We start from the raw sequence: 14,109 nt of genomic DNA on the forward strand, positions 1-14,109 counted from the left end.
TCGGATGTTTCTTCATGATTCGCTTCCTTGATTGATATTAAACTGCTGCTTGCCGACAGTTCGTCAGAGTGCCTTTAGCGCACGTTCGACGCTGATAGCAAGCGGCGTGGTTGTCCTCCCGATAAGTTCGGCCAAGGCGCGCTCGTTGCCGTAGAGAGCCCCCTGGGAGGCGCTGACGTCGTAAGAGGCTAAGGCTGCGGCAAGCCCCTTTGGCAAACCAACACCTTCGAGCGCGGCGGCGTAGTCGGCTTCCGGGATATTGTGGTAAGGGATGTTCTTGCCGGTCTGCTTCGAGATTTCCGCCGCCAGATCAGCCAGCGTCCAAGAGGTATCGCCGGCCATAGCCATGAGCCAATATAGGATATAAAATTACTTTAAGTAAGTACGCACAAAAAGGTAAGTGTATGAATGCAAACGTTCCTTCAAGGTCATCAGAAAAGACGTCAGCAGTCCCTTTGTCCGAGCGGTTAAGGCGTGGCGACGTGATGGCTCCACAATGCCCATCGCGTGAAATCCTGAACCACCTGACTAGCCGCTGGGGGGTATTGGTGCTGATTGCTCTGCTGCCTGGCACGCTGCGGTTCAGCCAGCTACGACGCAAGATCGGCGGCGTCAGCGAACGAATGCTGGCGCAGACGCTTCAGTTGTTGCAAAGCGATGGAATGGTGGAGCGTCACGCCTATGACATCGTGCCGCCACACGTGGAATACACGCTGACGCCTATGGGTACGGAAGCGGCTGTAAGAGTGCGAGAACTGGCCGATTGGGTGGAGATGCACTATGCAGCCGTGCTGCGTCAACAAGAAGCTTTAGTCGCGGAGAGAGGCCACCAGGCAGCCGGCACAAAAGGCTCATAGCTCCCCGGGCTGGCTGACATCACATGCCGGGCGCGCGCAGCCCGGTCGTTGAAATCAGTCAACGCGGGCATGCCGCATTCAACTTTTTAATCGTCCCGTTTGCTAACCATGCAATTACTCACTCATCGTCCAGGAAAATCGTGGTAGTTCAATCATTCATCACCCGTGAGAACACCGCCTGATGCAACCAACGTGGGGTGGCCCACATGAAGACCACATTCAATTTATTCACTACGCCTGGCACCACGCTGATGCGCCCCGCTTGAAGTCCTCGTATCCCAGCCCTTACCACTGGCGCTGGTTGCATCATCATTAGCCTTAAGCCAAAGGTGATTTTTTGTTTTGCGGCGCTGGCGAACTCCGTATTGGCCAAACCCGGGCACAACGTCGTAACAGTTACTGCATCTTTTTTAAACTCCCGGTGCAAGGCTTCTCCGAAGCGCAAAACGTAAGCTTTGGCAGCGGAATACACGGCGAAATTCACAACCCCTTGATAAGCCAGCATGCTCGCAACCTGAAGGATTTTCCCACGCTTGCGCTGTCTCATGTCTTGTCCGAAAAGGTGGGTCATGGCCGTCAGGCTTGCGATGTCGAGTTGGATCATAGCCATTGCGTCGTTCAACTTTGCGTCCAGGAACGGACCTTGCAGACCATGCCCGGCATTGTTGATCAAGATATCGATAGGGATATCACGGGCCTTTAAACTTTCGTGAAGTTTTGCGATAGCATCAGTGTCGGACAGGTCGACCTGCTCCACCAAAACCTCAATGCCGTAAGTGTGTTGCAGGAATGTTGCAAGGGTTTGAAGACGTTCCAGTCGGCGGGCAACCAACACCAACGGATGACCTAATTCAGCGTACTGCTTCGCGAACTCTTCGCCAAAACCACTTGATGCGCCGGTAATCAGAACCCACTTGTCTTTTGTAGTGCTCATGCTAATTCCTTCTTTCTACGATAGAACGAGATCAATGTCCCGGTCTGGCGACAGCATCGAGAATGTTCCTGATGTGAAGACAGCAGCCATAAAGCGCTACAACACTTGATAGATATAGATATAGTTGCCTGAGTCTTCATGTGCCAGTGGAACACCTCTACTTTGAAGTGGATAAAGAAATCAGCCGTCCTTTACAGCAAATTCCACAGGTCATACAGGTATAGTGAATTGCACTCTTATGCATGACATTCACCAAAATTCGTACGTACAGAGTGTTTAAAGGTGGTGAATCGGTCGGCTCAGCCACAGTGCGGTGTACCGATCAGACAAGCCTGATGAATTGGATCTCTCTGGAATGTTTTCATCGATAGCTTCCCTCATACGGAACGCTTGTGGCCGGTAGGTTACTATCATTATGAAACCAAGTCGATATCAAAACGATATTAACATAAAGTTATTTTTTAGCAGCCCTTACCCGATCGAACGCCAATTGTGCCTCCAGGACTACGGCCGAATGGTTGATGGTCCAGTGGTACAACGCTCAAAACGGCTCCCTTCCTGTCCCACAGGCACTGGCGCACGGCATCGGCGATGCAGGCGGGGTATCCCGGTTGATAAAGTCGCGGTGTGGTTTCTGGTTGTTTTTCAGCAAAATCTGGCGTTGCCTGCTTCTGGCCCCCTAAGGAAGGCGTGGCTGAAGCGCTGGCAGTTAGAGACATCTGGCTTAAATACGCCTTGCCATGAGCTTTCTGCGAGTATTTAGAGCCTGCAGTGGGGGCTAGTTTTCTTGTTTTGCTATCGCGGTAAGACGCTGGAACGACCGCCAACGGTTTGATATGTTCACAGATCAACCACACACCAAACAGTGACAGTTACGGGTGTAGTTCAATGGTACGGATAGCGTTGTAGGTGAGAAATTACCTTAGCTAGAGGCACTTATTAAATCAATGTGTTGATTTATAAGTAGAACTTGGAGCGGGTGAAGGGAATCGAACCCTCGTATGCAGCTTGGGAAGCTGCCGTTCTACCATTGAACTACACCCGCATCGGTGTGCGACTGGCATTATAACCGGTTATCCACGCCGGGCAAGCGGAGATAGCGCGTAACTGCCGATGTTTTAAGCAGTTAGCCGCATCGGCCCCCTGTTTCCTTCCCATAAGCGAAAAAAAACCGGCGCAGTCGCCTGCACCGGTTGATGTTCACTTCACAAAAGATTATTTCTGCGGGCGCATTGCCGGGAACAGGATCACATCGCGAATGGTATGGCTGTTGGTGAACAGCATAACCATGCGATCGATACCGATACCCAAGCCAGCCGTCGGCGGCAGGCCGTGCTCCAGCGCGGTGACGTAGTCTTCGTCGTAGAACATCGCTTCGTCATCGCCTGCGTCTTTCGCATTCACCTGGTCAGCAAAGCGCTGCGCCTGGTCTTCCGCGTCGTTCAGCTCGGAGAAACCGTTACCGATTTCACGCCCGCCAATGAAGAACTCGAAACGGTCGGTGATTTCCGGGTTCTCATCATTACGGCGCGCCAGCGGGGACACTTCCGCCGGGTATTCGGTAATGAAGGTCGGCTGAATCAGGTGGCTTTCCGCCACTTCTTCGAAGATCTCGGTAACTACACGACCCAGACCCCAGCTCTTCTCAATCTTGATGCCGATGGATTCAGCGATAGCCACCGCCTTGCCCATGTCAGCCAGATCGGCCAGATCGGTTTCCGGACGGTATTTTTTGATCGCCTCGGTCATGGTCAGTTTTTCAAACGGTTTGCCGAAATCGAACACTTCGTCACCGTACTGTACCTGAGTTTTGCCCAGCACGTCCTGAGTCAGGGTGCGGAACAGCGACTCGGTCAGCTCGATGAGGTCTTTGTAATCCGCGTAAGCCATATAGAGTTCCATCATGGTGAACTCTGGGTTATGACGCGGAGAAACGCCTTCGTTACGGAAGTTACGGTTGATTTCGAATACCCGTTCGAAGCCGCCTACGACCAGGCGCTTCAGGTACAGCTCCGGGGCAATACGCAAGTACATATCGATGTCCAGCGCATTGTGGTGAGTCACGAATGGACGCGCAGAAGCGCCGCCCGGGATCACCTGCATCATTGGGGTTTCGACTTCCATGAAGCCGCGTTCCACCATGAAGTTACGGATCCCCGCCATCACCTGAGAGCGCACCTTGAAGGTGTTGCGCGACTCATCGTTGGCGATCAGGTCCAGATAACGCTGGCGATAGCGGGTTTCCTGATCGGCCAGGCCGTGGAACTTGTCCGGCAACGGGCGCAGAGCCTTGGTCAGCAGGCGCAGTTCGGTACAGTGGATAGACAGTTCGCCGGTCTTGGTTTTGAACAGCTTGCCGCGAGCGCCAAGGATATCGCCCAGATCCCACTTCTTGAACTGCTCGTTATAAATGCCTTCCGCCAGATCGTCGCGCGCGACGTACAGCTGGATACGGCCGCCGACGTCCTGCAGCGTCACGAATGACGCTTTACCCATGATACGACGGGTCATCATGCGGCCGGCAACGGTGACTTCCACGCCCAGCGCTTCCAGCTCTTCGTTATCTTTATCGCCGTATGCAGCGTGCAGCTTGTCGGACGTAGTGTCGCGACGGAAATCATTTGGGAACGCAATGCCGTTCTCGCGCAGCCCGGCCAGTTTCTCACGGCGTGACTGCAACTCGTTATTGAGTTCCAACGCCTGATCGGCGCCCTGTGGTTGTTGCTCAGACATTTCTGTTCCTCATAACCCGGCTTTCAAACTTGCCTCAATGAATTTATCCAGGTCGCCATCTAATACGGCCTGCGTGTTACGCGTTTCAACGTTGGTGCGCAAATCCTTGATGCGGGAATCATCCAGCACGTAAGAACGGATTTGACTGCCCCAGCCGATGTCGGACTTGTTGTCTTCCATCTGCTGTTTATCAGCATTTTTCTTTTGCATCTCAAACTCGTACAGCTTGGCTCGCAGCTGTTTAAACGCTTGATCCTTGTTCTTATGCTGAGAACGGTCGTTCTGGCACTGCACCACGATGTTGGTCGGCAAGTGGGTAATACGTACCGCCGACTCGGTTTTGTTTACGTGCTGACCGCCCGCACCGGAGGCACGGTAAACGTCAATACGCAGGTCTGCCGGGTTGATGTCGATATCGATATCGTCGTCCACTTCCGGATAGATAAACACCGAGCTGAACGAGGTATGACGACGGCCGCCGGAGTCGAACGGGCTCTTGCGCACCAGGCGATGCACGCCGGTTTCAGTGCGTAACCAGCCGAACGCGTAGTCGCCGATAATCTTGATGGTGGCGGATTTCAGCCCCGCGACGTCGCCGTCGGATTCTTCAATCACTTCCGTTTTGAAGCCCTTGGATTCCGCCCAGCGCAGGTACATGCGCAGCAGCATGCTCGCCCAGTCCTGTGCTTCGGTGCCGCCGGAGCCGGCCTGGATGTCCAGGTAGCAATCCGCGCTGTCATATTCACCGGAGAACATACGGCGGAACTCTAATTGTTCCAGCTTGGCAGACAGTTGATCGAGTTCGGCTACGGCTTCGTTAAAGGTTTCTTCATCGTCGGCTTCAACCGCCAGTTCCAGCAGGCCGGTGACGTCTTCGCCGCCCTGTTCCAGTTGATCGATGGTTTCCACGATGGCTTCAAGCGCCGCGCGCTCTTTACCCAGCGCCTGTGCGCGCTCGGGGTCGTTCCAAACATCAGGCTGTTCCAGCTCGGCGTTGACTTCTTCTAGGCGTTCTTTCTTGGCATCATAGTCAAAGATACCCCCTAAGAACGGCAGTCCGCTCGGACAGGTCCTGAATTCGGTTTTTTACCGGATTAATTTCAAACATGGTTTTTAGCGTTCTTTTACGTTGATGTCGTCGATGGCGAAATGCCATTAGAACCGGTAATTCTATCGGATCCGGGCGTCAGTTTATAGCGAGTTGGTCAGTTTTTGTGGGGGGAAAGATGTGTATCTGAATCAGGCGCGGCATCACCGCGCCCGTTCAGGAAAAATCAACGCGGCCAGAGGTGCTGGATCAATAACTGCACGTTACGGTTACCACGGAACTCATTGACATCGAGCTTGTAGGCCAGCTCCACTTCACGCACGCTGCTGTCGGGCCACAGGGTGGTGTCCACGTTGAAGGCGATGCCGTCGAGCAACGGGCCGCCACCGAGCGGCTCCACCATCAGCTTCAGGTGTTTCTCGCCCACCAGCCGCTGTTGCAGGATACGGAACTTACCGTCGAAAGTCGGTTCCGGGAACGCCTGCCCCCACGGACCGCCCTCGCGCAACAGCTCCGCCGTTTCCAGAGAAAGCTCCTGCATCGCCAGCTCACCGTCGGACCAGATCACCCCTTCCAGCATCGCCGGATCGAGCCATTCCCCCACCAGTTCGCCAAAGCGCTGACGAAACTCGTCGAATTTGGCCTCTTCCAGCGACAACCCGGCCGCCATCGCATGGCCGCCGAACTTCATCATCAAACCCGGGTTCAGCGTATCCAGCCGCTCCAGCGCATCGCGCATGTGCAGGCCGGCTATCGAACGGCCGGAACCTTTCAGAATGCCCTCGCCCGCCGGCGCAAACGCAATCACCGGGCGGTGAAAACGTTCTTTGATGCGCGAGGCCAGAATGCCCACCACACCCTGATGCCATTCCGGATGATACATCGCCAGCCCATACGGCAAGGCGGTACTGCTGCGCTCCAGTTCGTCGCACAACTGCAAGGCCTCGACCTGCATGCCCTGCTCAATCTCGCGCCGTGTCAGGTTCAGCGCATCGAGATCGTTGGCCAGCATGCGCGCCTGCGCAATGTCATCGCTCAGCAACAGCGCCACGCCAATCGACATGTCGTCCAGCCGCCCGGCGGCATTGAGCCGCGGCCCCAGCGCAAAACCAAGATCGTTGGCCGCCAGTTGGCGCGCGTCACGGTTGGCCACTTCCAGCAGCGCCCGGATGCCCGGCCGACACTTGCCGGCGCGAATGCGATTCAGGCCCTGATACACCAAAATGCGGTTATTGGCGTCAAGCGGCACTACGTCGGCAACCGTGCCGAGAGCGACCAGATCCAACAGTTCTGCCAGGTTCGGCATCGCCAACGCACGTTGTTCAAACCAACCGCTTTCACGCAGCCGGGCACGCAACGCCAGCATCAGATAGAAAGCCACACCGACGCCAGCCAAGGATTTGGAGGGGAACTCACAGCCACGCAGGTTCGGGTTGACGATCGCTTCCGCCGCCGGCAAGGTTTCCCCCGGCAGGTGGTGGTCGGTGACCAGTACCTGCATACCCTTGGCATGCGCCACGTCGACGCCCGCATGGGAAGAGATGCCGTTATCCACGGTCAGGATCAACTCTGCACCGCGCGCCGCCGCCTGCTCGACCACTTCCGGACTCAAGCCGTAGCCGTCCTCGAAGCGATTCGGCACCAGGTAGTCAACCGCACTGCCGCCCATGCTGCGCAACGCCAACACTGTCAACGCGGTACTGGTAGCGCCATCGGCGTCGAAGTCCCCCACCACCATGATACGGCGACTCGCGGCCAGCGCCTGTTGCAGAATGCCAACGGCGGTGTCGATGCCGTCCAATTGTTGCCAGGGCAGCATGCCTTTGACGCTGCGCTCCAGTTCCTGCTCAGCCTTAACGCCGCGCAGCGCGTATAAACGGCGCAGTAGCGGATGCAGGCCGGCAGGCAGATGGCTGTCGTCCGTCGCCGCACGGCGGCGTAGTTGTGTTTTGAGGCTCACCGGCGATTAACCACCGGTTTTGGTTGCGGTCTGATGCGCATCCAGCATGGCGGCCATCTCTTTCGGCCCCTGATAGCCCGGGATCATCATGCCGTTTTCCAGAATGATCGCCGGGGTGCCCTGAATGCCGAACTGCACGCCAAGCGCATAGTGTTTGCTGATGTCGGTTTTACAGGTCGCCGGGGACACCGCATCGCCTTTCATGGCGGAATCGAAAGCCTTGGCCTTGTCGGCGGTGCACCAGATTGACTGCATGTCTTTCTCGGCCTGGGAGTTCAGCCCCTGGCGCGGGAACGCCAGATAGCGAACGGTAATGCCCAGGTCGTTATATTCTTTCATCTGCTGGTGCAGCTTGTGGCAATAGCCGCAGGTGATGTCGGTAAACACGGTGATCACGTGTTTTTCTTTTGGCGCTTTGTAGACGATCATCTGATCTTTCAGCGCTTCCAGCTTGCCGGTCAGCAATTGGTTGGTGACGTTAACCGGTTCTTTGCCGCTGACGTCGTACAGCGGGCCTTGCAGAATGTGTTTGCCGTCTTCGGTCACGTACAGCACGCCGTTATCGGTCAGCACGGTTTTCAGGCCGTTAACCGGTGAAGGCTGCACTTCCGCCTGCTGAATGCCCAGGCTGCCGAGCGCTTTTTTGATTGCCGCATCGTCGGCGTGGGCCGCACCGGTCACCGAAGCCACCAGCAGAGAGAGCAGCATTAAACCTTTATTCATTCTTCCAATCCTTTTGAGCCCGGCGTGTCACGCACGCGGGTGATGCTGTTGATGTAGCTGTTTCAGTCGTTCGGTCGCTACATGCGTATAAATTTGCGTGGTCGAGAGGTCGCTGTGCCCCAATAACATCTGTACGACACGGAGATCGGCCCCGTGGTTCAGCAAATGGGTGGCAAATGCGTGGCGCAACACGTGCGGTGACAGCCTCTCGCTATCAATACCCGCTAGGATCGCATAGTGTTTGATGCGATGCCAGAACGTCTGTCGGGTCATTTGCTGGCAGCGGTTGCTTGGGAACAGCACATCCAGCGCTTGGCCGTTGACCATCCACGGGCGGCCGTGCTCCAGATAATTTTCGATCCAGTACACCGCCTCCTCGCCCAGCGGCACCAGCCGTTCCTTGTTGCCTTTACCGATCACCCGCACCACGCCCTGGCGCAGGCTGACGTCGCTGATGGTCAGCCCGACCAGTTCGGACACTCGCAGACCGGTGGCGTACAGCACCTCCAGCATCGCCTTGTCTCGCAGCTCCAGCGGCTGATCGACGCATGGCGCCTGCAACAAGGCATCGACTTGCGCTTCGCTCAAATCTTTCGGCAGCCGCTGCGGCAGCTTCGGCGAGGCGAGCAGCGCGGTCGGATCGTCTTCCCGCAGCTTTTCACGGTACAGATACTGGAACAGGCGGCGCATGGCGCTCAGCAAACGCGCAGAGCTGGTCGCCTTGTAGCCCTCCGACACCCGTTCGGCGAGAAACGCCTGCAAATCCAGCGCCTGCGCCTGTAACAACGAGGTATTTTGATGGTTCAGCCAGGTGCTCAGCGCCTGCAGATCCAGCCGGTAAGAAGCCAGCGTATTTTCTGCCAGATTGCGTTCGAGCCAAAGCGCATCCAGGAATTGCTCAATCAGCGCACTCTCTTGCTGTTGCACGCGGTCCTCTCTTTGTTAGCTTTCCACCTGCGCCATTATGCCTTAAGCCAGTGCAAATCTGGTACACTCGATGCCATTCCACGAACGGTAACATAACGGTTTAAAAATGAAGATTGGTCTGTTTTACGGCTCCAGCACCTGCTACACCGAGATGGCGGCAGAAAAAATCCGTGAGATTCTGGGCGAAGACCTGGTCGACCTGCACAACCTGAAAGACGTTTCCCCGCAACTGATGGAAGAATATTCCATCCTGATCCTCGGCATTCCTACCTGGGATTTCGGTGAATTGCAGGAAGACTGGGAAGCGATTTGGCCGCAACTGACGACGCTGGATCTGAAAGGAAAAATCGTCGCCATGTATGGCATGGGCGATCAACTCGGTTACGGCGAATGGTTCCTCGATGCGCTCGGCATGTTGCACGATCACATCGCCCCGCTCGGCGTGCAGTTTATCGGTTTCTGGCCCATTGAAGGCTTTGAATTCACCAGCCCGAAACCGCTGAGCGCCGATGGCAAACACTTCGTCGGCCTGGCGCTGGATGAGGTGAACCAATACGACATGAGCGAAGACCGCCTGCAACAGTGGTGCGAACAGATCCTGCTGGAGATGGAACCGCTGCTGTAATGCCAATGGGCGCGATTGCCGCGCCCAACGCCTCTGCTTATTTCCACAACCGGAAGCGGTTTTCGCCGTCACCGGTCGGCGTTTCGCCGCTCAACCGCGCCGGATCGGCCACCTGATACCAGTCCAGCTTACGCGTCAGCAGCATTATTCCCGCCAGAATAGCGAACAGCAGCCCTGCCCCGAGCACCAGCGCATTATCTTCCGACTGCAACAGCAGGTACAACACGCCATAAAGCATCAGCAGGCTACCGGCGAATATCGCCCCGCGCCGCTTACCGCGCAGCACCGCGCTGAGATAAAAGGCAATCAGGCCGCTGCAGGCCACGCTGGCCAACAGGTAGGCGGTGGCGAAACCGAAATGTTCGGAGAACGCCAGCAGGATCAGGTAGAACAGCACCAGCGCGGCACCGACCAGCAGATACTGGATCGGATGCACCCGCAGGCCGGTCAGGGTTTCGAACAGGAAGAACGCCATGAACGTCAGCCCGATGAACAACACGGCATATTTCACCGCACGTTCGGTCAGTTGATAGTGATCTACAGGTTCAATCAGGCTGGCGCTGAAGGCCGGCAGCTTGTCTTCGTCAATGATCCCATCGTCGTAATGAAACGCACTGTTGATGTTGTTGGCGAACCAGGTGCTGCGCCAGCGGGCGCTGAAGCCTTTTTCCGTCACCTTGCGTTCATCCGGCAGGAAGTTGCCAAGGAAATTGGGGTGCGGCCAGTTGCTTTGCAGCGTTAATTCGCTGCTGCGGCCGAGCGGCACCAGTGACAAGCTGCTGGTACCCGCCAGCGTTAGGGTAAAATCGGCATCCAGCCCCTCTTTTTGCAACGCGGCAAGCTGCAACGGCGCATGGATGCCCTGCGGCAGCGTATCCACGCGAGTGCCCGGTTCAAAGAGGGTTGGCGGCTGGGTGCTGGCAAGTGGCGAGATGCTCTTGATACCCCGTGAGTCGCTGAGCGCAACCAGCAAGTAGGGCTGCTCAAGAGTCACGTTGCTGCGCTGCAAATCAGCCAAGTCCGGCTGACCGAATTTTACCTGAAACTTTAACGGTCCCTGATATACCTGGGTTTGATAGATACCCAGCTTGCGTACCTCTACATTCGGCTTGCCGCTAACCTGTAAACTCTCCGGCAGCAGATAACGATAATGCCTCACTCTCTGCACTACCGGTTGCCCCTTGTCGTCCTTCTTCTCTTCCCGCTCGATATAAGGGATGACAATCAACGGCCCCAAAATGCGCTGCGCCCGGCTGGTGCTTTCGCTCACCTGCCCAACCACGCTCTGGCGATAGCCACTGCGCTCCTCAATCACGTTCATCAACTGCGTCACCGGGATAATCATTAAAATCATCAATCCCAGCAGAGTGGTTATTTTCCAAAACAGTACCGATTTCATCATCGCTGCGCGCTCCTTGTAGGTAATGGCGCCACGATAAAACCGGCAAGTGAAAACAGGATGTGGTTATGTGAAGGGACGGTGAAGTCAGAGCGATAAAGTGAAAACGGCTACCACGCCCTGCGGTTGGCGGTTGTACAACTGAATGCAGCCCCGGTGCAATCGCGCCACTTCCTGCACAAAGTTCAGGCCCAGCCCGCTGCTTTTGGGTTTATCGGCCCGCGCCAGCGAATAGAAACGCTCGAACACTTTGTCCAGCGCGTAGTCCGGGATGCCGCTGCCGTTGTCGCTGACGGTGATGAGGTAGTGGCTCTCCCGGCGCTCGCCGCACAGGCTGACGGCACCGCCCGGCGGGGTGAAATCCAGCGCGTTGTCGAGCAGATTGGTCAGAGCCTGGCTAATCAGCAGCCCATCGCCGGTCAGTGTGATCGCCTCCAGCGCATCCACCTGCAACACAACGCCGCGCTGCGCCGCCTGAGCTTCTTTGCCCGCCACCGCCTGGCGCACCAGCGCCGCCATCGCCAGCGGTGCCAATTCCAGGCCAGGCCGGCTCTCGAGCCGCGCCTGCACCAGCAACTTATCCACCAATTGCTGAATACGGGCGCTTTGTTGCTCGATATTGGTCAAAAATCGCCGGGCAGTCGCCGGCGGCGGCAATTCCTGTAATAACTCGGCTGCGCCGCGGATCGCCGCCAGCGGGCTTTTCAACTCGTGGGTCAGGGTATGTACGTACTGTTCGATATAAGCTTTACCTTCCAGCTTCATCCGCATACTTTCCAGCGCTTGCGCCAGTTGCGTCAGCTCGTGGCTGCCCATTTTTGGCAACGGCACGCTTTCGCCCTGCGCTACGCCATCGGCATAGCGCACCAGCCGGCCAATCGAACGGTTGATCCACCAGACGAAACCCAGCCCGATCAGCAAGGCAATGCCCAGCAGCAGCGCGCCGGCCCACAAAATGCGCCGCTCGCTGCGCTTGATCACCGGCGCCATGCTGCTGTTCGGTTTACCTACGCTGAGCACGCCGATAATCTTGCCCTGCTCCAGCACTGGCGCGGCGACGTACATCACCGAGCTGTTTTCATCCTGCGGGTTGCTGCGCGTACTGCGTGCGCCATATTGGCCGCGCAGCGTCAGATAAACGTCATTCCAGCGTGAGTAGTTCTGGCCGACCGCCTGGCCGGCAGAGTCAAAAATAACCGTGCCGCGCGCATCGGTGAGGTACACGTGGTATTCGCTGCGATCCTTGCGGATACCGGCAATGTTGGCGCCAATCGGCCGTTGATTCAGTTGGGTGAACGCCTGTGCGAGCTGCCCGTGCGCCACGTCGCCGCGCTGCAGGTCCAGACGCGCTATTTGCGCCAGCAGGTTAGCCGTGTCCACCAAGGTGCCTTCGGTCGCACGCCGCACGCCAGGTTTTACCTCCTGTACGAAGATGCTCAGTACGAAATAGCCCGCCACCGCCACAATCAGGAAATACCCCAGCAGCAGGCGCAGGCCGATTCTCATGCTTGGCGGCTCACGCTGTAGCCCATACCCCGATGGGTGTGAATAGGCGGTTCACCGGGATCGATCGCACGCAGCTTGGCGCGCAGCGTTTTGATGTGGGTGTCGACGGTGCGATCCAGGCTCTCTTCCGCTTGCGCCCAAACGCTGTCCATCAGTTGCTGGCGTGAAAACACCCGGCCAGGTGCCAGCAGCAGCGTTTTCAACAGCAGAAATTCGTAGCGGGTCAGCGGCAGCGGCTGCTGATGGTAATAAAGGATCGCCGCAGGTTCATCCAGGTCAAAAGGACCAAAGGTGTACAGCGCGGGCTGCTGCAGGCGCTGCTGTTTTTGCAGGCGACGCAGAATGGTGCGCACGCGAGCGCTGACTTCGCGGGGAGAAAAAGGTTTGGCGACGTAATCGTCCGCGCCTATCTCCAGCCCGATCAGGCGATCGACTTCGTCACTGCGGGCGGTGAGAAACAGAATGGGCAAATCCGCCGACTGCGACAACAGACGGCGGCACAGTTCAAAACCGTTGATGTCCGGCAGGCCGACATCGAGGATGGCCAGCGCGGGCGCTCCTTGCGCCAACGCCTGCAATGCCGGCTCGCCACGCTCGAACCAGCGTACCTGAAAGCCTTCGCTCTCCAGGGTGTAAATCAGCGTATCGGCAATGCTGGGTTCATCCTCCACCAGCCAGAGCGTCGGCTTCATCAGGGTTCCTCGTCATCATCGGCCGACGGGTGCAGCAACAACTGGCGCAGATGCCGCCATTCGGCTTTGCCCATGCTGTCGGAGGCCAGCCACAGCCGGCGGCGTTTTTTGCCCTGCGTCGGCTGCAGCGTCAGCAAAATGCCGTAACGCGGCATCCAGGGTTGCTTTACCAGCAACCATTCCTGTCCGTGCCAACTTAACCGCTTATTCGCCAGCAGACGCAGTTCGCCCTGCCGTGACGCAATGCGCTTTTGGCTGCGGATGCATTCAAATACCACCAGCGTCAACAACACCAGCCAGATCGGGCCGTAGCCTTCCGGCCAGGGCGAAATCAGGATCAGCAGGATCAGAACGCCGTGGGTCAGCAGCGAGAGTAGCTGGGTGCACCAGGAAATGCGGACATTACATCGCCACTGGGCCACGGTCTTTATTTCGCGTCTGGATCAGTGTCACCATTCTCTGCAGTTCACTGTCTTGCGGAGCGCCATGATTCATCAACCAGTTGAACAGATCGGGATCGTCGCTCTCAAGCAGGCGGATAAACAACGCTTTGTCTGTGTCATTCAACTGGTCGTACTCATGCTCGAAGAACGGCATGATTGAGATATCCAGCTCACGCATGCCACGGCGGCAGGCCCAGTGAATACGTGCTTTATTATTAATATCCATGTTGTTATGACTAACCTCTTTTCGGCGTGGCAAAAG

Annotated in this window: 13 protein-coding genes, 1 tRNA gene and 1 pseudogene; 2 read left to right on the forward strand and 13 right to left on the reverse strand. The window is 56.9% G+C overall.

All coding sequences use genetic code 11. From position 1 onward, the window contains the following. Positions 1-63 precede the first annotated feature (63 nt). Positions 64-342: pseudogene (locus ACUTSW_RS12055) on the reverse strand (SDR family NAD(P)-dependent oxidoreductase); the annotation flags it as partial. Between the two features lie 143 nt (positions 343-485). Between ACUTSW_RS12055 and ACUTSW_RS12060 the strand changes: the two are divergent. After that, positions 486-857 (forward strand): winged helix-turn-helix transcriptional regulator, encoded by a 372-nt coding sequence (locus ACUTSW_RS12060; protein ID WP_445584750.1) that lies wholly within the window; start codon positions 486-488, stop codon positions 855-857. A gap of 148 nt (positions 858-1,005) precedes the next feature. Here the strand turns inward: ACUTSW_RS12060 and ACUTSW_RS12065 are convergent, their stop codons facing one another. The 7 genes from ACUTSW_RS12065 to xerD form a co-directional block, all read right to left on the reverse strand. Next, positions 1,006-1,791: an SDR family NAD(P)-dependent oxidoreductase gene (locus ACUTSW_RS12065; protein WP_445584519.1), complete on the reverse strand. Its 786-nt coding sequence runs from the start codon at positions 1,789-1,791 to the stop codon at positions 1,006-1,008. 971 nt (positions 1,792-2,762) lie between these two features. Beyond that, a tRNA-Gly gene (locus ACUTSW_RS12070) sits at positions 2,763-2,836 on the reverse strand. Between the two features lie 170 nt (positions 2,837-3,006). Further along, the gene (lysS, locus tag ACUTSW_RS12075; RefSeq protein ID WP_062868484.1) at positions 3,007-4,524 is read right to left on the reverse strand and encodes a lysine--tRNA ligase; all 1,518 of its coding nucleotides are present in this window, start codon (positions 4,522-4,524) and stop codon (positions 3,007-3,009) included. Between the two features lie 9 nt (positions 4,525-4,533). After that, positions 4,534-5,632, reverse strand: a protein-coding gene (gene prfB / locus ACUTSW_RS12080; protein WP_013814375.1) for a peptide chain release factor 2 whose coding sequence is annotated in 2 segments (ribosomal slippage) — positions 4,534-5,556 and positions 5,558-5,632 — 1,098 coding nt in all. Because the reading frame shifts where the segments join, the coding sequence is not laid out codon by codon here. A gap of 166 nt (positions 5,633-5,798) precedes the next feature. Then, positions 5,799-7,532 carry a single-stranded-DNA-specific exonuclease RecJ gene (gene recJ, locus ACUTSW_RS12085; protein ID WP_062868487.1) on the reverse strand — a complete coding sequence of 578 codons (1,734 nt, stop codon included), beginning with the start codon at positions 7,530-7,532 and terminating at the stop codon, positions 5,799-5,801. Positions 7,533-7,538: 6 nt separating this feature from the next. Then, positions 7,539-8,255 (reverse strand): bifunctional protein-disulfide isomerase/oxidoreductase DsbC, encoded by a 717-nt coding sequence (gene dsbC, locus ACUTSW_RS12090; protein ID WP_004952410.1) that lies wholly within the window; start codon positions 8,253-8,255, stop codon positions 7,539-7,541. A 27-nt stretch (positions 8,256-8,282) separates the two neighbouring features. Beyond that, positions 8,283-9,182, reverse strand: coding sequence for a site-specific tyrosine recombinase XerD (xerD, locus tag ACUTSW_RS12095; protein WP_445584520.1), 900 nt, complete (start codon positions 9,180-9,182; stop codon positions 8,283-8,285). 106 nt (positions 9,183-9,288) lie between these two features. On the opposite strand from xerD, the gene fldB reads away from it, so the two are divergent. After that, positions 9,289-9,807, forward strand: coding sequence for a flavodoxin FldB (gene fldB, locus ACUTSW_RS12100; RefSeq protein WP_004952413.1), 519 nt, complete (start codon positions 9,289-9,291; stop codon positions 9,805-9,807). A 37-nt stretch (positions 9,808-9,844) separates the two neighbouring features. On the opposite strand, the gene creD is transcribed toward fldB, so the two are convergent. The 5 genes from creD to sdhE form a co-directional block, all read right to left on the reverse strand. Beyond that, positions 9,845-11,209, reverse strand: coding sequence for a cell envelope integrity protein CreD (gene creD, locus ACUTSW_RS12105; RefSeq protein ID WP_445584521.1), 1,365 nt, complete (start codon positions 11,207-11,209; stop codon positions 9,845-9,847). Between the two features lie 84 nt (positions 11,210-11,293). Then, positions 11,294-12,712 carry a two-component system sensor histidine kinase CreC gene (creC, locus tag ACUTSW_RS12110; RefSeq protein WP_445584522.1) on the reverse strand — a complete coding sequence of 473 codons (1,419 nt, stop codon included), beginning with the start codon at positions 12,710-12,712 and terminating at the stop codon, positions 11,294-11,296. Further along, a complete protein-coding gene (gene creB, locus ACUTSW_RS12115) occupies positions 12,709-13,404 on the reverse strand; it encodes a two-component system response regulator CreB (RefSeq protein WP_062868495.1) in 696 nt (231 codons plus the stop codon). Before creB ends, creC begins: the two co-directional genes overlap by 4 nt. Then, positions 13,404-13,826 carry a protein YgfX gene (locus ACUTSW_RS12120; RefSeq protein WP_445584523.1) on the reverse strand — a complete coding sequence of 141 codons (423 nt, stop codon included), beginning with the start codon at positions 13,824-13,826 and terminating at the stop codon, positions 13,404-13,406. Before ACUTSW_RS12120 ends, creB begins: the two co-directional genes overlap by 1 nt. Continuing rightward, a complete protein-coding gene (sdhE, locus tag ACUTSW_RS12125; protein ID WP_004952428.1) occupies positions 13,807-14,073 on the reverse strand; it encodes an FAD assembly factor SdhE in 267 nt (88 codons plus the stop codon). Before sdhE ends, ACUTSW_RS12120 begins: the two co-directional genes overlap by 20 nt. Positions 14,074-14,109 lie beyond the last annotated feature (36 nt).

This window comes from Serratia sp. TSA_198.1, assembly GCF_052686505.1.

Bases quoted from the DNA above. Each gene is read 5' to 3' on its own strand.
- creB (WP_062868495.1), bottom strand. From the start codon at position 13,404: ATGAAGCCGACGCTCTGGCTGGTGGAGGATGAACCCAGCATTGCCGAT.
- lysS (WP_062868484.1), bottom strand. From the start codon at position 4,524: ATGTCTGAGCAACAACCACAGGGCGCCGATCAGGCGTTGGAACTCAAT.
- creD (WP_445584521.1), bottom strand. From the start codon at position 11,209: ATGATGAAATCGGTACTGTTTTGGAAAATAACCACTCTGCTGGGATTG.
- ACUTSW_RS12060 (WP_445584750.1), top strand. From the start codon at position 486: ATGGCTCCACAATGCCCATCGCGTGAAATCCTGAACCACCTGACTAGC.
- creC (WP_445584522.1), bottom strand. From the start codon at position 12,712: ATGAGAATCGGCCTGCGCCTGCTGCTGGGGTATTTCCTGATTGTGGCG.
- dsbC (WP_004952410.1), bottom strand. From the start codon at position 8,255: ATGAATAAAGGTTTAATGCTGCTCTCTCTGCTGGTGGCTTCGGTGACC.
- sdhE (WP_004952428.1), bottom strand. From the start codon at position 14,073: ATGGATATTAATAATAAAGCACGTATTCACTGGGCCTGCCGCCGTGGC.
- fldB (WP_004952413.1), top strand. From the start codon at position 9,289: ATGAAGATTGGTCTGTTTTACGGCTCCAGCACCTGCTACACCGAGATG.
- ACUTSW_RS12065 (WP_445584519.1), bottom strand. From the start codon at position 1,791: ATGAGCACTACAAAAGACAAGTGGGTTCTGATTACCGGCGCATCAAGT.